Annotated in this window: 18 protein-coding genes; 9 read left to right on the top strand and 9 right to left on the bottom strand. The window is 66.1% G+C overall.

The annotated features are described in order from the left end of the window. The first annotated feature begins 37 nt into the window (after window positions 1-37). Window positions 38-547, top strand: coding sequence for a MarR family transcriptional regulator (locus tag ABLG96_RS02370; RefSeq protein WP_353649827.1), 510 nt, complete (start codon window positions 38-40; stop codon window positions 545-547). Window positions 548-678: 131 nt separating this feature from the next. Here ABLG96_RS02370 and ABLG96_RS02365 read toward each other — a convergent pair whose 3' ends face one another. From ABLG96_RS02365 to ABLG96_RS02335, 7 genes are all read right to left on the bottom strand, one after another. Beyond that, window positions 679-1,329, bottom strand: a complete 651-nt coding sequence (locus ABLG96_RS02365) for an SIS domain-containing protein (protein ID WP_353649826.1) — start codon at window positions 1,327-1,329, stop codon at window positions 679-681. Further along, the gene (locus ABLG96_RS02360) at window positions 1,329-2,519 is read right to left on the bottom strand and encodes an oligopeptide/dipeptide ABC transporter ATP-binding protein (RefSeq protein ID WP_353649825.1); all 1,191 of its coding nucleotides are present in this window, start codon (window positions 2,517-2,519) and stop codon (window positions 1,329-1,331) included. The genes ABLG96_RS02365 and ABLG96_RS02360 overlap by 1 nt, the downstream gene beginning before the upstream one ends. Continuing rightward, on the bottom strand, window positions 2,494-3,555 hold the full coding sequence (locus ABLG96_RS02355) for an ABC transporter ATP-binding protein (protein ID WP_353649824.1): 1,062 nt from the start codon (window positions 3,553-3,555) through the stop codon (window positions 2,494-2,496). The genes ABLG96_RS02360 and ABLG96_RS02355 overlap by 26 nt, the downstream gene beginning before the upstream one ends. A gap of 27 nt (window positions 3,556-3,582) precedes the next feature. Beyond that, window positions 3,583-4,554, bottom strand: coding sequence for an ABC transporter permease (locus ABLG96_RS02350; RefSeq protein WP_353649823.1), 972 nt, complete (start codon window positions 4,552-4,554; stop codon window positions 3,583-3,585). After that, window positions 4,547-5,563 carry an ABC transporter permease gene (locus tag ABLG96_RS02345; protein WP_353649822.1) on the bottom strand — a complete coding sequence of 339 codons (1,017 nt, stop codon included), beginning with the start codon at window positions 5,561-5,563 and terminating at the stop codon, window positions 4,547-4,549. Before ABLG96_RS02345 ends, ABLG96_RS02350 begins: the two co-directional genes overlap by 8 nt. Window positions 5,564-5,758: 195 nt before the next feature. Further along, window positions 5,759-7,498 (bottom strand): ABC transporter substrate-binding protein, encoded by a 1,740-nt coding sequence (locus tag ABLG96_RS02340; RefSeq protein WP_353649821.1) that lies wholly within the window; start codon window positions 7,496-7,498, stop codon window positions 5,759-5,761. Window positions 7,499-7,829: 331 nt separating this feature from the next. After that, window positions 7,830-8,408 (bottom strand): mismatch-specific DNA-glycosylase, encoded by a 579-nt coding sequence (locus tag ABLG96_RS02335; protein ID WP_353649820.1) that lies wholly within the window; start codon window positions 8,406-8,408, stop codon window positions 7,830-7,832. A gap of 183 nt (window positions 8,409-8,591) precedes the next feature. Between ABLG96_RS02335 and ABLG96_RS02330 the strand changes: the two genes are divergently transcribed. Continuing rightward, window positions 8,592-9,170, top strand: coding sequence for a TerD family protein (locus ABLG96_RS02330; protein ID WP_353649819.1), 579 nt, complete (start codon window positions 8,592-8,594; stop codon window positions 9,168-9,170). 70 nt (window positions 9,171-9,240) lie between these two features. Here the strand turns inward: ABLG96_RS02330 and ABLG96_RS02325 are convergent, their stop codons facing one another. Then, a complete protein-coding gene (locus ABLG96_RS02325; protein ID WP_353649818.1) occupies window positions 9,241-10,677 on the bottom strand; it encodes a metallopeptidase TldD-related protein in 1,437 nt (478 codons plus the stop codon). Then, window positions 10,674-12,191 (bottom strand): TldD/PmbA family protein, encoded by a 1,518-nt coding sequence (locus ABLG96_RS02320; protein WP_353651354.1) that lies wholly within the window; start codon window positions 12,189-12,191, stop codon window positions 10,674-10,676. Before ABLG96_RS02320 ends, ABLG96_RS02325 begins: the two co-directional genes overlap by 4 nt. 208 nt (window positions 12,192-12,399) lie before the next feature. Between ABLG96_RS02320 and ABLG96_RS02315 the strand changes: the two genes are divergently transcribed. From ABLG96_RS02315 to ABLG96_RS02285, 7 genes are all read left to right on the top strand, one after another. Then, window positions 12,400-13,161, top strand: a complete 762-nt coding sequence (locus ABLG96_RS02315; protein WP_353649817.1) for an ElyC/SanA/YdcF family protein — start codon at window positions 12,400-12,402, stop codon at window positions 13,159-13,161. A gap of 129 nt (window positions 13,162-13,290) precedes the next feature. Further along, window positions 13,291-16,053 (top strand): DEAD/DEAH box helicase family protein, encoded by a 2,763-nt coding sequence (locus ABLG96_RS02310; RefSeq protein WP_353649816.1) that lies wholly within the window; start codon window positions 13,291-13,293, stop codon window positions 16,051-16,053. After that, the gene (locus ABLG96_RS02305; protein WP_353649815.1) at window positions 16,050-17,348 is read left to right on the top strand and encodes a restriction endonuclease subunit S; all 1,299 of its coding nucleotides are present in this window, start codon (window positions 16,050-16,052) and stop codon (window positions 17,346-17,348) included. Before ABLG96_RS02310 ends, ABLG96_RS02305 begins: the two co-directional genes overlap by 4 nt. Then, entirely contained in the window at window positions 17,345-18,253 is a 909-nt protein-coding gene (locus ABLG96_RS02300) for a restriction endonuclease (RefSeq protein ID WP_353649814.1), read from the top strand. The genes ABLG96_RS02305 and ABLG96_RS02300 overlap by 4 nt, the downstream gene beginning before the upstream one ends. A 109-nt stretch (window positions 18,254-18,362) precedes the next feature. Continuing rightward, complete coding sequence (locus tag ABLG96_RS02295; protein ID WP_353649813.1) at window positions 18,363-19,223, top strand: hypothetical protein; 861 nt, start codon at window positions 18,363-18,365, stop codon at window positions 19,221-19,223. After that, window positions 19,216-19,644, top strand: coding sequence for a PIN domain-containing protein (locus ABLG96_RS02290; protein WP_353649812.1), 429 nt, complete (start codon window positions 19,216-19,218; stop codon window positions 19,642-19,644). Before ABLG96_RS02295 ends, ABLG96_RS02290 begins: the two co-directional genes overlap by 8 nt. Beyond that, entirely contained in the window at window positions 19,637-21,115 is a 1,479-nt protein-coding gene (locus tag ABLG96_RS02285; protein ID WP_353649811.1) for a class I SAM-dependent DNA methyltransferase, read from the top strand. Before ABLG96_RS02290 ends, ABLG96_RS02285 begins: the two co-directional genes overlap by 8 nt. The last annotated feature ends 230 nt before the right edge of the window (window positions 21,116-21,345 follow it).

The following is a 21,345-nucleotide window of genomic DNA, read 5'->3' as shown; positions in this document are numbered from 1 at the left end:
TGAGGTTGCCCCGCAACATTCGGGTAGGGTGAGCGCCGTGCGACACCAAGACCGCGCTGACGCGCCCCCGATCGATCCGGCACTGATGGATCTCCCCGAGCTGATGGTCCACCTGTCCCGCTCGTTGCGGTCCCGGCATTCCCGCGAGCTGGCGCCGTTCGACCTGACACCCTCGCAGGCCAGGGCGTTCGCCACCGTCGCACGGTGGCCGCGCCGAGCCCAGGAACCCGAGACGGCAGCGGAACTGAGGCTGTCCACGCTGGCCGAGCTCCTACAGATCGCCCCCCGATCGGCGACCGAGCTGGTGGATGCTCTGCAGGACAAGGGATTCGTCGAGCGCCGACCGAGCGAGCAGGACCGTCGAGCGATCGTCGTCACTCTCAGTCCGGCAGGTGTCGAGTTGCGCAGGCGGATGCGCGCGGCGATGGAGCAGACCAACCGCCGCACCGCCGGCGATCTGTTCCAGGTGCTCGACGAGCACGAGCGCACCCTGCTGGAGTCGTTGCTGCGCAAGGTGGCTGCAGCCGAACGGACTGTGGAGCCCTGAGGTCCCCTCCATGATCAGTACCGCACCGAAGTCCGGTGCCGTCGAACGCGGTCTGCTGGGCTGACGTCGTTCCCATCCCGCTCATGGTTGAACAGCCGGCGCCCCGACACAGGGTGCCGGCGACCTCCGACTCAGTCGCGGTACAGGCCCAGCTCCGAGCCCAGCCGTTCCCGTTCGGCGAAGCGGCGGCCGGCCCCTTTCGCGCTGGCGGTCGACAAGGTGGCGATCAGGTCGATCACCAGGGAGACGACGGCGGGCGACACTCCCGGCGTTTCCGGGTGCATGGCCAGGTCGGCGTGGATCGAGCCCGTCCGGTGCGCGTCGGTGTCGATCACCACCGCCTCGGTGCAGTGCGGGATCAGCGGGTTGGTCCGGGAGTCGGTGATCACCACCAGCGAGCCACCCGCCTGGGCGAACGGCAGTGCGTTGTCGATCGTGTACCCACGGAATCGCCGCAACGAGATGGCGATGAGCACGTCCGTTTCCCGGACGTCGGACAGGATGTCGAGCGGTCGCACGATGGTGCCGTCGACGACCGTGACCTGGGCGAGCGAGGCGTTCAGCTTGCCGGCCAGCAGCGACGCGTAGGTGAATCCGATACCGGCTCCGAGCACGAACCGTCGCCGCGCGCCGGTGATCCGGGCCGCTGCGGCCTCGATCGACGGATCGGATCCGGCCCAGGCAAGACCGGCCTCGAGCTCGGCACGGTTGGCGGCGATCAACCTGGACTTGAGCACCGACGCCGACCGCGGGGCTCTGCTGGTGATCCGTGGCGCGGCCATCAGCGTCCCTCCTGTCCGGCACCGGGGCCGATGGCGCCGCCCGGTACGTCCGGCTGCGTCCGGAGTTCGCGTGCGAAGTGACAGGCCGCCAGGTGCGTACCGGAGCCGTCGGCCGTCCCGTCCTGGAGCGTCATCTGCGGCACCTCGGTCCGGCAGATGGTCGGAACGGCCTGACCTCCGGCCTCCGGCAGGGTCGGCGCAAGCGGGCAGCGGGTGTGGAAGTTGCATCCTGGCGGCGGTGAGATCGGCGAGGGAACGTCACCCTCGAGCAGGATCTCGGGACGGCTACCGCGCCTGCTGGGATCCGGCAGCGGCACTGCCGACAGCAGGGCCTGCGTATAGGGATGCCTGGCATGCTCGTAGACCTGGGTGTCGTCGCCGTCCTCGACCAATCGCCCGAGGTACATCACGGCGACGTCGTCGGCGATGTGCCGCACCACCGAGAGGTCGTGGGCGATGAACAGGTAGGCAAGGCCCAGATCGTCCTGCAGCCGCTCGAGCAGGTTGATCACCTGACCCTGGATCGAGACGTCCAGCGCGGACACCGGCTCGTCGCAGATCAGTAGCTTCGGCTTCAGCGCCAGCGCTCTGGCGATCCCGACCCGCTGACGTTGACCGCCGGAGAACTGGTGTGGATACCGACCTGCGTGTTCGGGGTTGAGCCCGACCAGGTCGAGCAGGTCGGCCACCGCCCGGTCCACACTCCCCTGCGGTGCAGCATCCGGGTGGATCCGGTAGGCCTCGCCAACGATCTCCCCCACCGACATCCGCGGGTTGAGCGAGGTGTACGGATCCTGGAAGACCATCTGCACCTCGCGGCGGAGCCGCTTGCGATCGCGCTTTCCGACACTCGTGACGTCGACCCCGTCGATCAGGATCTGCCCGGTTGTCGGTGTCTCCACTCCGACCAGTGCCTTGGCCAACGTCGACTTGCCCGAGCCGGACTCACCGACCAGCCCGAGGGTGCGGCCGCGGTGCAGCGACAGCGAGACACCGTCGACCGCCTTCACCTGCCCGACGGTGCGACGCAGCACGGCCCCGCGCCGGACGGGGTAGTGGACTGCGAGGTCTCGCAGCTCGAGAACCGGTGTGCCCGAAGCACTCTCGGGCACGGTGAGGGCCTGTACGAGATCCCCGTCGATCGGGTCCTGTGCTGCGCGGGCCTCAGGCTCGGGTGCGGGGTGCGACATGGTCCATCACCTCCGCGGCGAAGTGACAGGCCGCTGTGCGGCCGGGGGCCGGTTCCACGTCCGGCGGCGGAGGATCGGTGCGACAGACGTCCTGCGCGTAGTCGCACCGCGGCGCGAAGGCGCAGCCCGGTGGCAGCGCGAGCAGTTCCGGCGGCCGGCCCGGGATCACCGGCAGTTCCTTGCCCTTGGAGTCCAGTCGCGGGATCGATCGCAACAGGGCCTCCGTGTAGGGATGCGCGGGTCGGGCGTAGGTGTCCATCACGTCGGCGGCCTCCACCGATCTGCCGGCGTACATCACGGTCACGTCGTCGGCCACGTCGGCGACGACCCCGAGATCGTGGGTGATGAGGATGAGCCCCATCTGCCGCTCCTGCTGGATGTCGGCCAGCAGCCGCATGATCTGCGCCTGGACGGTGACGTCCAGGGCCGTGGTCGGCTCGTCCGCGATCAACAGCTGCGGATCGAGCGCCAGCGCCATCGCGATCATCACCCGCTGCCGCATGCCGCCGGAGAACTGGTGCGGATACTCCTTCACCCGTTCCGCCGCAGCCGGCACCCTGACCAGATCCAGCAATTCGACGGCCCGGCGCCGCGCATCGCCCTTCGACAGCCCGCGGCGCACCCGCAGCGCCTCCGTGAGCTGCCATCCGACGGTGTACACCGGGTTCAGTGCGGCCAGCGCGTCCTGGAAGACCATGGCGATGTTCTCGCCGCAGAACGCCCGATGCTGCTTGCGCGACAACGACAACAGGTTCGTTCCCTGGAACACGATCGATCCGCCGGCGATCTTGGCCGGCGGTGTCTGCAGCAGGCCCATCACCGCCTGGGACGACACGCTCTTGCCCGAGCCGGACTCACCGACGATGGCCAGCGTGCGACCGGCCTCCACTGTGTAGGAGAGCCCGTTGACAGCCCGCACCACGCCGCGCGGGGTGTGGAACTCGACGATCAGGTCGGTCACCTCGAGCAGCGGGACGCCGTCCACGGGCGCTCGTCCCACGGGAGAAGGTGTCTCACGCGTCTTCGTCAGCTTCATCTGCGCTGTCTCTTCATCTGCACTGCCTCACTTCAGCTTCGGATCGAGGGCGTCGCGCAGGTTGTCGCCGATCACCACGAACGCGAGGATGGTCAGCATCAGGCAGACCAGCGGGAACAGCAGCATGTGCGGGTAGCCGCCGGAGAACCATTCGGCGCCGCTGTTCAGCATGATGCCCCAGCTGATGGACGGGGGCCGGACGCCGATCCCCAGGAACGACAGCACTGCCTCGGCACTGATGACCCCCGCGATGGCAGTAGGAATCAATGCGGTCACCGACGAGATGGCGTTCGGCAGGATGTGCCGGAACATGATCCGGAAGTCGCCGGCCCCGAGCACCCGGGCCGCAGTGACGTAGTCGAGGTGCTTGGTCTCCAGCACGCTGGCCCGGACGTACCTGGCATAGCTCATCCACCCGAACCCGGTCAGCACGATGGCCGGCTGCAGGATCGTGGCGAAGGTTCCGCCACCTGACGACACGTCCTGCCGGAACAGCGACAGCAGCAGCAGAGCCGCCAGCAGAAGTGGGATCACCAGGAAGACCTCGATGACCCGGGAGACGATCGCGTCGACCCAGCCGAGGTAGAACCCCGCAAACGTGCCCAGCGTGACACCGATGATCACCGAGAAGAACACCACGACGAACGCCAGCAAGAGCGAGGGTCGCGCCCCGTTCACCAACTGCGCCATCAGGTCGCAGCCGAACTGGTCGGTGCCGAACGGGTGTGGACCGCTGAACCACTGCGGACGGATCTTGGCCTGGCTGACATTGCAGGCCCCCGGATCCACCGAGGTGAACAGCGACGGGAACACGGCCACCACGACGAAGAACACGGCGATGACGGAGGCGATGATGACGGACGGCTTGCGCCGCAGCTGCCGGACCGCGTCCGACCAGAGGGAATGGGTGTCGGCACCCACCGGGTCGGACCCCGGCGGCGTGTTCTGCGGGTGATCGGTGGTGACCGCGATGTTCGCGGCGGAGCCCGGGTCAGTCATAGCGGATCCTCGGATCGAGCAGTGCGTAGACGATGTCGACTCCGATCATCACGACGATGGTCAGTACGGTCAGCATCGTGACGACGGCGATCACCACAGCGGTCTCGCTGTCCCGCACCGCATTCCACAACACGCCACCCATCCCGTTGATGTTCATCAGCCCCTCGGTCACCACCGCGCCGCCCAGCGCGTCGGTGAAAACGAAACCGACCGCGGTGACCACCGGGATCGCCGAGTTGCGGACGATGTGCCGGGTGGTGACGCGTCCCTCGCCCAGCCCCTTCGAGCGGGCGGTACGGACGTGGTCGGCGTTGTAGTTCTCCAGCTGGGCGGCACGCACCAGCCGGATGAACGAGGCGGTCCCGGCAAGCCCGAGCAGCAGACCGGGGATGATCAGCGTCGCCCAACTGTGGTCGGCGGAGAACGAGGGCCGGAACAGCAGCGCCAGGAACGAGTCCGAGCCGAAGTTGCTGCTGGCCCACTTGTTCACCGGCACCGTGACCACGTACTTGTAGATCAGCAGCAGCACGAAGATCGGCAGCGCGTCGATCAGGATCGACACGACCCGGATGCTGGTGTCGGGCGCGCGGCCACGGGTGCGGGCGGCGACGGAGCCGAGCGTGAGCCCGACGATCGACCAGACGATGGTGACCACGACGAAGAGCTTCAGGGTGTTCGGCGCTGCGGAGCCGACGATGTCCGTGACCTCGCGACCACGGAAGTTGGTGCCGAAGTCACCGCGCAGGTACTGGCCGAGCCGCTCGAAGAACGGGCCGATGCAGGGGTTTCCGGTCTGGCTGTAGCACGGGTTGTCCAGACCGAAGCGTGCGGTGACAGCCGCGAGCTGTGCCGCGGTCGGGATGCGGTCGCCGAAGAACGCCAGCGCGGGGTTGCCGTTGAGCTGGATGACGAGCGTGGTGAGCCAGTGCAGCAGGATCATCACCAGGAACAGCGTGAGGATTCCCTGCAGCACCCTGCGCAGGATGTAACCGGCCACGGTGGCGCGCACCTCTCCTCACTGCGGTGGTCGAGAATTCGGTGATCGAGCGGCTTCTCCGGTGGTCCCCTTCGTCTCCTGCGTCGCTCAGCACAGGGAGCAGACGAAGGAGACGAGACCCCGTCGATCACGATCGGGATCACCCCGCGGACCACCGCAACCCGCACCGCGTGCCCGATCAGGACACGCGGCGCGGATCAGCGGATGTCAGCCCTTGAACTTCAGCAGCCGCAACTTCGGCGTGCCCGAGAACGGGTCGAGGACGACGTTCTCCACGTTGGCGGAGTAGTAGACGAGATTCTGCGCGAAGCTCACCGGCACGGTCGGGAAGTCCTTGGCCAGCACCTTCTCGGCCGCCTGGTACTGCACCACCGCGGCGTCGATGTCCTTGGACTGGTCGCCGGCCTTGATCAGCTTCTCGAAGTCGGCGTCGTAGTACCCGAAGTTCGTGTTGCCCTTCTTCGCATCGCCGCTGGCGTACACCGGGGCCAGGTAGTTCTCGTTCAGCGGGTAGTCCGGGAACCAGTTGTTGCGGAAGACGCCGGTCATCTGTCGCCCAGAACGCTTGGCGAAGAAGTCGGGCGACGGATCGAGGGTGTAGTCGATGCCGAGGTTCGCCTTCAGCTGGTCGCCGATCGCCTTGAAGTAGTCGTTCTGCGTCTGGTCCTTGCCGGTCGTGATGCTCAGGACGGTGCCTGCCTTCCAGCTCGACTTCGCCAGCGCATCCTTCGCCGCAGCGACGTCCAGCTTGCAGAACTCACAGGTACCGGCGACACCACCGGGCACCCCGTCCGGGACCACCCAGCTGGTGGCCGGGACTGCCTGGCCGGGGATCACCGCGTCGATCACGGCCTGCCGATCGATCGCCAGCGAGATCGCCTTGCGGAACTCGATGTCGTTCCACGGCGCGCCCTTGTACGTCGGGAAGCCGATGTAGGTCAGCGCAGCTCCCGGGCCGGAGACCTTGCGGGAGGAGATGTCGGGATCGTCGGCAGCCGCTTGGACCTGGGCTGTGGGCGGAGTACCGAAGTCGATGGTGCCGGCCTGGAAGTCGGCCCACGACGACTCACCCTTGTACTCGGTGAACACGATGCCCGCGTAGTTCGGCGTCTCGGGCAGCGTGTAGTCGGTCCACTTGGAAAGCGTCAGCTTGGAACCCTGGTCCCACTGGTCGACCTTGAACGGGCCGTTGCCGATCGGCTTGACTGCGCAGGCCTTGACGTCGGCCAGGCAGGCCTTGGCCATCGGGAAGAACCCCGTGTAGCCGAGCATCGTGGAGAAACCGGCGAACGGCGCCTTCAACGTCACCTGGAGTGTGGTCGCGTCCACGGCCTTGAGCCCGGACAGCTCCTTGGCGGTCGGTTGCTTGGTGATCTTGCCGTCAGCGTCGGTTTCGGGCTGCATCTCGTCGTAGCCCGTGACGCGCTCGAAGAAGTAGCTGTTCGCCTTGTCGCCACCGTAGGCGGCGTAGTTCCAGGCCCGGACGAAGGAATCGGCGTCCACGGCCTCACCGTTCTGGAACTTCAGACCGGACTTGATCTTGATCGTCCAGACCGTGTTGTCCTTGGTGCTGATGTCGTCGGCGACGTAGTTGTAGGGCTTCTTGGTGCTCGGGTCGTAGCGGACCAGCCCGTCGTAGACGACATCCAGCACGGCGATGTTGTCGCCGACGTTCGAGTCGGCGGGCAGCAGGGTGTCGACGTCCTGGCCGAGCACGTCCTGCAGGATCCCGTCGCTCTGCGGCTGCGGTGCGGCCGAACTGCTCGGAGATCCGCTGCTGGAACTGCCGGTCGCGGCACTGCCGGTCGCGGAACCTGCCGTCGTCGCAACGCCGTTGTTCGTTGCTGCGTTCTGGGACGAGGTGCCGGTGTCACCCGACCCTCCGCCACATGCTGCAAGTGTCAGACACAGCGCGATCGCTGCACCTGGGATGAGTTTATTTCTCACCGGTTGCCTCCTGAGGCGGTTCGTTCGTCACAGATCCTGGGTGGCGCCGATCTTGCCACGCCGGAGCGGGGTCGAGGCGATTGCGCAACACACTTGTTACGACAATCCACCAGAGAGTTACGGTCCGCAACTCGGCGATGTCGCGCAGAACTGACCAGGTAGTCGCTGGCCCGAACCCAAGAAACGACACGTATGGCGCAACGCTCAGTCGGCGATCCGGCGTTGTGTTCGAAGCGCGGACGGGCCGGTCGCGAGAGCCGGCCCCCTCATTCCGGATGGTCGGGAACACCCCCGCGAGGCTCGGATACGACCATCCGGCAGACCGCGTCGGTCAGGAGGTCTGTCCGGGAAGCAGCCCGGCCGCCCGACCCACCGCGCCGTAGGCGGCGGCCAGCGAGTCGAGCGTCTCGTGGGCATTGAGCCCGGACGGGTTCGGGACCACCCACAGCTTGGCGCCCGCCAGCAGGTCCTCCTGCTCACCAGCGGTCGCCCCGGCGCGGTGGTAGGCGGTGCGATAGGCCGTGATGCCGGCGATGGCGACCACCTGGGGCCGGTGGGCCGCCACCAGCCGGGCGATCCGTTCGCCCCCGTCGGTCAACTCGTCCCTGGTCAGATCAGCCGCCCGGGCCGAGGCCCGCCGCACCAGGTTGGTGATGCCGATCCCGCGCTCGATGAGGTGCGCCCGGTCGGCGTCGCTCATCCCGGCGGAAGGATTGATCAGATGGTCGGTCAGCCCGCACCGGAACAGCGCCGGGAAGAACCTGTTGCCGGGCCGGGCGAAATGCGCATCGGCCGCCGCCGTCCAGAGCCCCGGATTGATCCCCACGAACAGCAGCCGCAGGCCAGGACCCAGCAGATCGTCGACCTGCTTGCCTGCAGCTTCCTGCAACTGCGCAGCGGTGAAACCCATGTACCTCTCCTTCGTCGGGCCCGACGCTAGCGCCGCTGCGCGTCGATCGCTGCACGGGGGCCTGCAGATCGACGGGATCGGGGCACCTGACGGACGACGAGCGGGCATGATGCTGGTGGACCCGGAACGCGTGGCCCTGACACCACTGCAGCGCAGCTGCACCTCAGCGAGGAGTACACACCGATGACCGGCATCAGCCTGAACAAGGGCGGCAACATCTCCCTCACCAAGGCGGCACCGACGCTCACGAGCCTGGTGCTCGGCCTCGGCTGGGATCTGCGCACCACCACGGGCGCCGACTTCGACCTCGACGCCAGCGCTCTCGTCCTGGGTGCCGACGGCAAGGTGCTGTCCAACGCGCACTTCGTCTTCTTCAACAACAAGCGGACGCCGGACGGATCTGTCGAGCACTCCGGCGACAACCTCACCGGTGAGGGCGCCGGTGACGACGAGTCGATCACCGTCAACGTCTCGGCGTTGCCGCCGGAGGTGGACAAGGTCGCGGTGATCGCGTCGATCTATGAGGCGGACAGCCGAGGTCAGAGCTTCGGTCAGGTGCGCAACGCCTACGTCCGAGTGGTCGATGCGGCGAACGGTTCGGAGGTCGCCCGCTACGACCTGACCGAGGACGCCGCCGGTGAGACCGCCATGCTCTTCGGCGAGGTGTACCGGAACAACGACGAGTGGAAGTTCCGCGCGGTCGGCCAGGGTTACGCCTCCGGCCTGACCGGCATCGCCAACGACTTCGGCGTCCAGCTCTGAGCTGGTCCGGCGATCGAGTGAGGAACGAACGAGACGAGATCCCGATGCGCCGCAACCGGTCCGGGATCTGCTACTGCGCCTTGCTCACCGACGACATGTGGAACCCGTCGACGCGCATCGGCGGCATGGCGGTTCGGGTGAACCAGTCGCTCCACTCCCTGGACAGGCAGCGCTGCGTGCCGCCGACGTCGGAGGCCCGGCGCAGCACGTCGAACGGTGACATGTTGAAGCGGAAGTTGTTGACCGCGGCCGTCACCTCACCGCGCTCGATGAGGTAGACGCCGTCCCTGGTCAGTCCGGTGAGCAGCATCGTCATCGGGTCGACCTCGCGCAGGTACCACTGCGAGGTGATGAGCAGGCCGCGGTCGACGCCGGCGACCAGGTCGTCGATGCTGCGACTCCCGTCACCACCGCGCAGCACCAGGTTGTCCGCGGGAATCGTTGCGGCAGTGGCGTATTCGGCCGCCGTCGCCCGGGTGTGGACCAACCCGTCGAGCTTGCCGTCACGCACCAAGGACGACCGACCGATCGGCGCGCCGTTGTCGAACACCGAGAACTGCTCCTCGTAGCCGGAGGAATCGACGGCGACGAACGGCACGCTCTCGATCCCCGGTTCTGCCGGATCGCAGTAGAGCTCCAGCGGACGATCGGACACCCGTTCGCCGAGTTTCACTCCGCCACCGGGAGCGGAGAACGCCGACCGGCCCTCGTAGGACGCGCGGGCTCCGGCCGACCACGCGAGGTGGATCAGGAAATCGGCGACGGATGTCGGTGGCAGCACGGTGTCGTAGCGACCCGCCTCGAGCTGGACGGTCCGATCTGCCCAGCCGAGCCGACGGGTCAGGTCGTCGGCCATCGACTCGACGTCCACGTCCCTGAAGTCCGCGGTGGAGGCCCCGGCCCAGGACGAACGCGTCAGGTCGGACGATTTCGCATTCACTTCGAGAGTGCCGGTGGGCTGGACCCACCGTCGGCGCAGACCGGTGGAGGAGCCGAGGTACGTCGTGGCCAGTTCGTGCCGGGCGAAGCCGTAGAGGATCCGCTCTCCTCCGCGCGCGCCGTCGAACGCCGCGCTCAGGCCGGGCAGCAGCGCGTCGTAGACCCCGAACGACTCGGCGGCAGGTGCATCGCCGAAGTCGGCATCGACGCCCGAGCCGGAGCCGGGTTCGATCAACGGCTGGGCATCCCGCGCCGGTCCGGAGGCGGCGGCGGATCGCGCCGCACCCTCGGCGGCGGCCACGACCCCGGCGACCGCGGCAGCCGATGCCGCGTCGACGGCCGAACCGGCGTGGGTGCCGGCCGTCCTGCCGTCCACGGCCACCACGAACCAGCTCAACGACGCTGCGAGGCCGGAGGTGGTCACGGTGTTGTTGGCCCAGCGGACGTTGGCCTCGCCGATGGAGCGGACGACCACCACGCACCCGTCGGTGCGGGAGGCAGCGAGTGCGGCCTCGATGATCTGCTGCGGGGTCAGGACGGAGGTGGCCTGATCGGAGTGGTCGCTCACGCGGCACCTTCCTCGGCGGTGTTGAGCACGTTGATCCCGCGGAACCGGGCGGCCGGGCAGCCGTGCGAGACAGCGGCGACCTGACCGGGTTGGCCCTTGCCGCAGTTGAAGGCGCCGCCGAGGACGAAGGTCTCCGGACCACCGACCGCGTCCATCGCGCCCCAGAAGTCGGTGGTGGTCGCCTGGTAGGCCACGTCACGAAGCTGCCCGGCGAGCGCGCCGTTCTCGATCTTGTAGAACCGCTGTCCGGTGAACTGGAAGTTGTAGCGCTGCTGGTCGATCGACCACGACTTGTCACCCACCACGTAGATGCCGTTCTCCACTCCGGCGATGAGGTCTTCGGTGCTGCCACCCTCCGGGTCGGGCTGCAGCGAGACGTTCGCCATCCGTTGGATCGGGATGTGTGCGGGTGAGTCGGCGTAGGCGCAGCCGTTCGAACGCGGCAGGCCCAGCTTGCGGGCGAACACCCGGTCCAGCTGGTAGCCGACGAGCAACCCGGAGGAGATCAGGTCCCACTGCTGTCCGGCGACCCCATCGTCGTCGTATCCGACGGTGGCGAGTCCGTGAGTCACCGTTCGGTCGCCGGTGACGTTCATCAGCGTCGAACCGTACTGCAGGGTGCCCAGATGATCGGGAGTGGCGAAGGAGGTCCCGGCATAGGCCGCCTCGTAACCGATCGCGCGGTCGTACTCGGTGGCATGGCCGATGGACTCGTGGATCGTCAACCAGAGGTTCGACGGGTCGATCACCAGGTCGGTGGGCCCGGCGACGACGGACGGCGACTTCCGTTTCTCGGCGAGCGTCTCGGCGATGGTGACGATCTCGGCGTCCAGGTCCCACAACGCCGCGTCCGTCAGATACTCCCATCCGCGTCCTACGGGCGGGGCGATGCTGCGCATCGACTCGAAGCCACCCGTGTCGGCATCCACACCGATCCCGGTCACCTCGGCATGCAGTCGCACCCGCTGCTGGGTGGTCCGGGTCCCGGCCGTGTCGGCGTAGAACTTGTTCTCCTTGACCTGCAGCAACGCCACGTTGGTGTGGTTGATGCCGTCGTGGGCCAGCAGCCGCTCGGAGGCGTTCACCAGCAGCGCCAGCCGGTCGGAGACCGGCACGGCGAACGGGTCGATGCGGTAGTCGGAGATCCAGCTGGCATCCGTGTACACCGGCTCGTCGGCGCGTTCCACCCGCTCGCCGACGATCGGGGCGAGCGCCCTGGAGACGGTGACGGCCTGCTCGGCGACCTCGCGTACCGCCTCGGGCGTGAACACGAAGCCGGCGGCGAAGCCCCAGACACCGTCGACCAGCACGCGGACCGCATAGCCGATGGACGTGGCCTCGCCTGCGTCCGCAACTGCGGTGTCCTTGACACCGAAGGAGCCGGTCAGCAGTCGCTCACACCGGAAGTCCGCGAAGCCGGCACCTGCTGCGGTGGCGGCTGCGAGGGCCGCGTCGGCGAGCCGACCCAACGGCAACGCGAGGAACTGCGGATCGATCTGGTGGACAGCGTGGATCTCGGACGCGTTCCTGGCATCGATGTCTGGCACCCGATCACCCTATGCACGCGCTCAGCCGATCACCATCGGGTTCCCCGCCCCTCCCCCGGTGCATTCGTCCCCGCTGCGCGGGCGGATCGGTCATGATGGACATTCCTGACCCGCACGTTTCCCCCATCGGGCAGCAGCGACGCGAGCCGGAAGAGCCGAGAGTGAAGGACGTCAGATGACGCAGGAGCCGGATCCGGGCGACACCGCGTTTCCGGCCGAAGTCGGCGGGGTCCCCAGCACCGACAGCACCGACAGCAGTGCCTCATCGCCGACACGGTCCCCCCGCCGACGTCTGCTCCGTCGGGCGGTCGTCGCCGTGGCGGTACTGGCAACGGCCGCACTCGTGGTGGTCGGCGCCTCCTATGCCTGGGTACGCATCGACGCCGGTGACCACGAGTTCACCGTGGCGCAGGCGCCGTCGGCCGAGGTCGCGCTCGTCCTTGGCGCCGGGCTCCGGGCCGACGGAACACCATCGGAGTACCTGCGATACCGCTTGGACGACGCGGCCGCGCTGTTCAAGGCCGGCAAGGTGAAGGTGCTGCTGGTGTCCGGCGACAACCGCACGGTCGTGCACGACGAGCCGACCGCGATGCGCGATTACCTGGTGGCACAGGGGGTTCCGGTCGAAAGGGTGGTGCGCGACTTCGCCGGCCAGGACACCTACGACTCCTGCGTACGTGCGAAGGAGATCTTCGGCGTCACCCGACTGTTGGTGGTCACCCAGCAGTTCCACCTCGCCAGGGCGGTCTTCCTCTGCCGGCAGGTCGGGATCGACACCGACGGGGTCGCCGACCCGCACCCGTTGGTCACGAACTCGCCAGAGGTCCGCGAGGTCCCCGCCGCGGTCAAGGCCGCCTGGGATGCCATCTGGCAGCCCGATCCGCGGCACCTGGGCCCGCACGAGGACGGAGTGACGACGGCGCTGGCCGGCGGATGACCAGATTCGGCACGGGGATTCGGCCACCAGTCTGCTGCCGTTCGACGGCAGTGCTGCCCTGCTCGACCGCGTCCCACCGGGGGATGCAACCTCGCAGGTGGGAGCTTTCTGCACTATCGTGCACAGACCATGAGCACGCAGGGGGACTCCGACCGACTCGCCGGAGAGGCGCGCGCGCGGGTGCTCATCGACCGTCAACTCACCGCGGCAGGCTGGGTGGTGCAGGACAAGAAGGCTCTGAATCTTTTTGCGGCACAGGGTATTGCGTGTCGTGAGGTCACCATGAAGCTGGGCCACGGTCGCGCGGACTATCTGCTCTACGTCGACAAGAGCGTCGTCGGAGTGATCGAGGCCAAACCGCAGGGCACAACGCTCAGCGGGGTCGAGTGGCAATCGTCGAAGTATGCAGAAGGTCTGCCCGCCGAGATTCGTCTCAAGGCGCTGACTCGGGACGGCAGGCTCCCGTTCATCTTCGAGGCCAGCAGTAGCGAGATCCACTTCACCAATGGCTACGACCCGCACCCACGAGCGCGGCAGATCTTCGGCATCCCGCAGCCCGGCACCCTGGCCCGCATCATCCGCGATGCCGCGGACGCTCCCGAAGCACCCACGTGGCGGGCGAAGGTGCTGGCGCTTCCGGAGTTGCAGACCAGCGCTCTGCGACCAGCCCAGATCACCGCCGTCACGGGTGTCGAGAAGTCCTTGGCCGCCCAGCATTTCGATCGCTCACTGATCCAGATGGCTACCGGCGCCGGAAAGACCTACACAGCAGTCACTCTCGCGCACCGGCTGCTACGTTTCGGAGGCTTCCACCGCATCCTGTTCCTGGTCGATCGCAACAACCTGGCGGACCAGACCATCGCCGAGTTCCAGAACTACCGCACCCCGGGTGACGGTCGCAGGTTCACGGAGATCTACAACGTCGACAAGCTCACCAGCGCCGGCATGCTCGGCAGCAGCAATGTCGTCATCTCTACCATCCAGCGAGTGTTCCGCGCTCTGCAGGGCGAAGAGGTGACTGCCGATGACGATCCAGGGCTGGACGGCTTCGTGCCGGATGCACCTGTCACGGTCAGCTACAGCCCGCAGTTCCCGCCGGAAACCTTCGACCTGATCGTCGTCGACGAGGCCCACCGCTCGATCTACGGGGTGTGGCGAGGCGTACTGGAGTACTTCGACGCACACGTGGTCGGGCTCACCGCCACACCGGGCAAGCAGACGTTCGCCTTCTTCCGGCAGAACCTGGTCTCCGAGTACACCTATCCGCAGTCCGTTGCCGACCGGGTGAACGTCGATTTCGACATCTACCGGATCCGCACCGAGATCTCCGAGCAAGGCGGCCTGATCGAGGCCGGCACCGTGGTGCCGAAGATCGACCGGCGGACGCGCCAGCAGCGCCTGGAGCAGCTCGATGACGACATCACCTACACCCAAAGGCAACTGGATCGGGCAGTCACCGCCAAGTCCCAGATCAGGTTGGTGCTGGAGACGTTCCGCGACCGCGTCTTCTCCGAGATCTTCCCCGGTCGGTCGACCGTCCCGAAGACGCTGATCTTCGCCAAGGATGACGCCCACGCCGAAGAGATCGTGACGACGGTGCGCGAGGTGTTCGGCCAGGGCAACGACTTCGCCGCCAAGATCACCTACACCACCAAGGACGCCAAGGTGCAGCTGCAGGCGTTCCGCACCTCCCCGAGCCTCCGTGTTGCGGTGACCGTCGACATGATCGCCACCGGGACCGATGTCAAGCCCCTGGAGTGCGTGTTCTTCATGCGTGACGTGCGTTCGGCCCAGTACTTCGAGCAGATGAAGGGCCGCGGTGCCCGCACCATCGACTCGGCCGATTTCCAGTCGGTGACCCCGGATGCCGCGATCAAGGATCGGTTCGTGATCGTCGACGCGGTAGGCGTCACCGAGCACGATTTCGTCGAGCCGCCGCTCAACCGTGACAAGAGCATCACGCTCAAGAAGTTGCTCGACAAGGCCGCAGCGCTCTCGCTCAGCGAGAACGAAACGGCCACCCTCGCTGCGCGTCTGGCCAAATTGGAACTGGATCTGACACCCGCCGAGCGCGCCGAGTTGGATGGCGTCGCCGGGGTTCCGGTGAGCGAGATCGTGCGCGGACTGGTCGACGCGGTCGACCCCGACGTCCAGGCGAAAGCTGTTGATGGACATCAAGATCCGGAACTCGCCCTCGAGGAGCTTTTGACCGCGGCCATCACTCCACTGGCGGCCAATCCGGAGTTGCGCGCCCGCATCCTGGAGCTGCGCGCGGTCCATGATCGGGTGATCGACGAAGTCAATGCGGATGCGTTGATCTCGGCGGGTGGTGTGGTCGACACCAGTCGCGCCCGCTCGATCGTCGAATCGTGGAAGGCGTATCTCGACGAGCACCGCGACGAGATCACCGCGATCCAGCTGCTCGGTGAGGCTCGCGTCCGACGGATCAACTTCGCCGACATCCAGGAACTCGCCGACCGGATCAGCCGGCCCCCGCACAACTGGACCACCGACATCGTTTGGACCGCCTACGCGACCCTGGAGGTCGAGCACGTACGGCGCAGCGATCGACGCACCCTGACAGATCTGGTCAGCTTGTTGCGTTATACCGTCGGTGTCGATGACGAACTCGTGCCGTACGCCGACAGGGTCCGCGAACGCTATGCCGCTTGGCTGGCGCAGCAGGGCCAAGCGGGGACGACGTTCACCGTCGGCCAGCACTGGTGGCTGGACCGGATGGTCGAAGTGATCGCTAACTCGGCGGGAATCACCACCGCAGACCTCGACGAAGCACCGTTCAGCGAGCGCGGTGGCGTCGACGGCGCGCTCCGCGACCTCGGCGACCAGGCAGAGGCCCTGGTCGACAGCCTGAATGCGGAGCTGACAGCGTGATCATTGTCCCTGACGCCTGGTCAGTCGTGCGACTGGGCGACCTGCTGGAGAAGCAGGATAACAACCGGCTTCTGCAGCAAGGATGGAGCCCCAAGTGCGTTCCCCATCCTGCTGAGGACGACAACACTTGGGCAGTCCTCAAGACGACTGCGATTCAGCCGGGTTGGTTCGATCCCAGACAAAACAAGGAGCTACCAACTGACCTCAGGGCCAGGCCGCTGATCGAGGTCAGATCCGGTGACCTGTTGATGACGTGTGCAGGGCCTCGTTCGAGGTGCGGTATTCCGGCTCTCGTTCGGTCCACCAGACCCAAACTCATGATGTCCGGCAAGATGTATCGATTCAGACCGATTGCAGATTTGGACGCTAGTTTCCTCGAATTTTGGCTCCTTTCGCAAGAGGCCCAGGTCCGCATCGATGCGATGAAGACCGGCATCAGCGACAGCGGTCTGAATCTCACCCAGGATCGTTTCCTTGAACTCCCCGTGCCGGTGCCCCCTCGGACAGAACAGCATAAGATTGTCGAGATCCTCGAAGACCACCTCTCCCGACTCGATACCAGCGCAACTTTGCTCGACGACAGTAGAAACAAATTTGCAGCGGTGACCGCATCACTTTCGACCGATATTGTTAATCAGGCTCGGCGAAGTTCCGTTGACCATCTTCTGGGAGACCATGCCTACTCGGTGTCGTACGGGACCAGCGCAAAGACTGGGTCGCTTGCTGCGGAGACCGATGTACCAGTCCTCAGGATGGGAAACATCCGTGAAGGCGAGCTGGATTGGAAATCACTCAAATATCTTGCAGCAGAACATCCAGATATCAACAAAGCATCGCTGGTTGATGGTGACTTGCTGTTCAATCGAACGAACAGCGCCGAACTCGTGGGCAAGAGCGCTGTATTTCATGGCGAGCGCAGTGCGGCGCTCGCTTCTTACTTGATCAGGGTCCGATTCGATGAACGATTGCTCGCTGACTGGGCCAACATCGTCATCAACAGTCCCTACGGGAGAAGCTATATTCGTTCAGTCCTTTCACAACAGGTAGGGCAAGCAAATGTCAACGGCACGAAGCTTCGTGCCTTCCCGATCCCTGTTCCTCCGTTAAAGTCACAACAAGCTGACCTCGTCCGATTCTTTGTGATTCGGGAAGCGCTCAATCGGCTTGATAGGGATCGAGCCCGCATTGTGGCCCGCGGTGTTTCATTACGTCGGGCAGTCCTCGCGGCTGCTTTCAGTGGCACGCTCACGGGCCAGAGCACGGATGCCGAAGTGATCGAGGAATTGGCCCAATGATTCCCGATTTCCAGACGGTGATGCGTCCGGCGCTCGCGTTCTTGGGCGATGGCTCGCTGCGCAAATCTCGCGAGGTCAAGGATGCGGTGGTTGATCAGTTCGACCTGACCGACGTCGAACGCGCGGAGATGCTGCCGAGCGGACGGCAACGGACCATCGACAACCGCGTCGGCTGGGCACTGACCTATCTGTTCCAGGCCGGGCTCATCGCGCGCCCGAGCCGTGGGCAGGTGTCGATCACCGACGAGGGCAGAGATGCGCTGGCGAAGAACCCCACCCGGATCGACATGAAGATTCTCGAGCAGTACCCCGCCTATCTCGAGTTCCGGGAACGCACCCGGGACAAGGCGACGAACCCGGACACACCGGCCGACGAGGGCAGAGATGCCAGCCCCAGCGACCTGATCGAGAAGGGAGTGGCCACCAATCGCGCCGCCGTCGAAGGTGAGGTGCTGCGGAAGGCTCTCGCCCTGACCCCCACCGGTTTCGAGGACCTGGTCATCCACCTGCTCGAGCAGATGGGATACGGCAGAGCGGGTGCGATCGAGCGGACCAGCGCCGCCGGCGATGCGGGGGTCGACGGCATCATCAGCCAGGATCCGCTCGGGCTCGACCGCATCTACGTGCAGGCCAAGCGCTATCGGGAGGACCGCACCATCGATCGGCCGAAGATCCACGAGTTCGCCGGCGCGCTACTCGGCAAGCAGGGAGATCGGGGCGTCTTCATCACCACCTCGCGCTTCTCCACCGGCGCCATCCTGGAAGCCGAGCGGATCAACGCGCGAATCGAGTTGATCGACGGACGCAGACTGGCAGAGCTGCTCGTGAGCTACGAAGTCGGAGTCCAGTCAGAGCAGACAGTGACGCTCTACCGCCTCGACGAAGACTTCTTCGAGGGTCTGTGAGAAGCGTGCGTCAGTGCGACGTGACGGAGCTCCGCTGCGAACACTCGATGTCAGTGCGCGTGCGCATACTGTGGATCGATCTACAGTCACCGATCACGGAGGTGAAGACATGACCCGAGAAATCGAGTTCCGACTGCTCGACCACCCCAGCGCAGCCGGCGAGTTGCTGGCTGCGGACGCGGTCGGTTTGATCCAAGCGTTCAAGGACGTCACGTACCGCCTCACCCGGTCCGTGGCAGATCGACCCGGATTGGGTCGCACAGCTGCATCGCTGGAGAGTCTCGCGACCGTCCGCGTCGCACTCAGGCCGGGAAGTACCAGGCTGGTCTTCGTCGTCGGCGACAGCTCTGCACTGCTGGATCCGTTGGCGGATGGCGTGGATGCCATCTTCTGGTCGATCGTCGAAGCCCTCGAGACCAACCGTCGGCCGGCTGATGTTTCAGACAGCATCGCCGAATCGGTCGACGGCTTGGTGGTCGCGCTGAAGAAGGCAGCCCCGCGGGCCGAGATCACGGTGCCCGGTCACGCCCCGCGTCTGGTCGAGACCGATGCCATCCGGCGGGGCCCGTGGAAGCGGGGGGACCAGGAAAGCGCCGGTCCGGCGACGCTCTACGGGATTCTCGAGATGGTCGACCTGCACACCAGGCGGTTCCGTCTCCGAGACACTGCAGGCAACACCGTCGACCTGCACGACGTGATGGAGGCCGAGACCGCGGCAGCGTTGGTCGGACACCACGTCCGGGTCTCTGGTCTGCTCGGAGTCGGCTCCGGAACCCAGCACCACCGGGTGGACACGCCGCAGATCGAGCGGGCCGAGCCCGTAGCGACCCGACTCGGCATTGAATCGCCGCCGTCGCTGGAGAGCCTCGTCGCGCACGCGCACGCGCACGCGCACGCGCTGCCTGAGCCGATCCCGCTCGAGATCTCCGACGAGGAGATGAACGAGTTCTTGGCCGCGATCCGTGGCTGACGTCGTCCTTCTCGACACCGACGTGTGGAGTTGTGTCATTCTCGCCGCGCGTGATCGAGACCCGCGGGTCGCGCAATGGCGACTGCTGCTCCTGGGCAAGGACATCGCCATCGCCGCCCAGACCGAGGGCGAAGTGCGCTTCGGCGCACTCGTGCGCAAGTGGGGTGACACGCGGATCTCGGCGTTGGAGGCAACACTCGGTGCGACAGCCACCCTGCCCGTCACCAGCCCGGTGGTGCTGTCGTTCGCCGCAGTGCGCGCGGCCTGCAAACTGTCGGGGCATCCGTTGGCGGAAAAGATTCACATGGGCGACGCCTGGATCGCGGCAACGGCGCTCGCCTACGACCTCCCGTTGCTCAGCGGCGATGAGATCTTCGACGGTGTTCCAGACTTGCAATTCCTGAAAGGTTCCGATGGCTGACTCACGACGACTGGTCGAGAAACTCTGGTCGTACTGCGATGTGTTGCGCGACGACGGTGTTGGCGTCATCGAGTACACCGAACAGCTGACGTACCTGCTGTTCCTCAAGATGGCGCACGAGCGCGCACACCGGAAGCTGGCCCCCGAGCAGGTGGTCCCGACGGCATACTCGTGGCAGAAACTGCTTGACGCCCAGGGCGATGCGCTCGAGTCGGCGTACACCCGAATGCTGAACGGTCTGGCCCGCGAGCCCGGAGTGATCGGAACGATCTTCCGCAAGGCGCAGAACCGGATCCAGGATCCGGCGAAACTACGGCGCCTGATCCACGACCTGATCGACAAGGAACAGTGGTCGCAGGCCGGGACGGACATCAAGGGTGATGCGTACGAGGAACTACTCTCGAAAGGCGCGTCCGACAAGGGATCTGGTGCGGGCCAGTACTTCACTCCGCGGGCGCTGATCCAGGCGATCGTCGACGTCATTCGTCCCAGCGTCGACGACACGATCGTCGATCCTGCCTGCGGTACCGGCGGTTTCCTCCTCGTCGCCCACGAGCACGCGTCCCGGGGTGCTGAGTCGATGACGCCCGTCCAACGAATTCATCTGCGAGATCGCTTCGTCGCCGGTTACGAACTCGTCGACGGTACCGCCCGGCTCGCGGCGATGAACCTGCTCCTGCACGGCATGGGCACCTCCAACGGAAACTCGCTGATCGAGGTGCGCGACTCGCTGATCGCCGACCCTGGGCACCGTTGGTCCGTGGTCCTGTCGAATCCACCGTTCGGTCGCAAGTCGTCCGTGACGATGGTCGGCGCCGACGGTCGGCAGGTTCGGGAAGATCGAGAGATCGAGCGCCAGGACTTCGCCGCCACCACCAGCAACAAGCAGCTCAACTTCGTCCAACACATCGCCACCATCCTGAACACGAACGGCCGCGCCGCGGTCGTCCTGCCGGACAACGTGCTCTTCGAGGGCGGCGCGGGAGAGACCATCCGGCGAAAGCTGCTCGCCGACTTCGACCTGCACACGATGTTGCGTCTGCCGACCGGCATCTTTTATGCCCAGGGCGTCAAGGCCAATGTGCTGTTCTTCGACAAGAAGGTCGCGCGGCCGGGAGATCCGTGGACGCAGCGCCTCTGGGTGTACGACTTGCGCACCAACAAGCACTTCACCCTCAAGCAGAACCCGTTGCGCCGCAACAACCTCGATGAGTTCGTCGACGGATACCTCCCAGGAGACCACGCTGCCAGGACCGAATCCGAACGGTGGAAGTCATTCACCTACGCGGAGATCGTCGCCCGCGACAAAGCGAATCTGGACATCACCTGGCTCAAGGACGACTCGCTCGATGATCTGGACAACCTGCCCTCGCCGGACATCATCGCCCGTGAGATCGTCGAGGATCTGACTGCAGCGCTGGCCGAATTCGAGGCCGTAGCAGCAGGTCTGGAGCAGCAACTCGCACCCTAGACCCGCTGCGCGGCAGGGATGCCGTGCAGCCGGTTCGGACCGGCACCGGCGGTCATCCGGTCGCGTCGCCGGTAGCCGGCGGACGGCGTCAGGTCGCCTGCATTGCAAGCTGACACCCCGGACACGAAAGGTCGCGACGGCCGACGCGTCACTGTCCAGTTGGTCGCCGGTCATCCGGTGCTTCTGCTGTGACGGCGTGCAACCCCACCTCGGGCTGCCCGTCCTTCGGT

Source organism: Nakamurella sp. A5-74 (genome assembly GCF_040438885.1).
GTDB lineage: Bacteria > Actinomycetota > Actinomycetes > Mycobacteriales > Nakamurellaceae > Nakamurella.
Note: the sequence above shows the minus strand (reverse complement) of the source record. Positions and strands in the feature narration are given on the sequence as shown.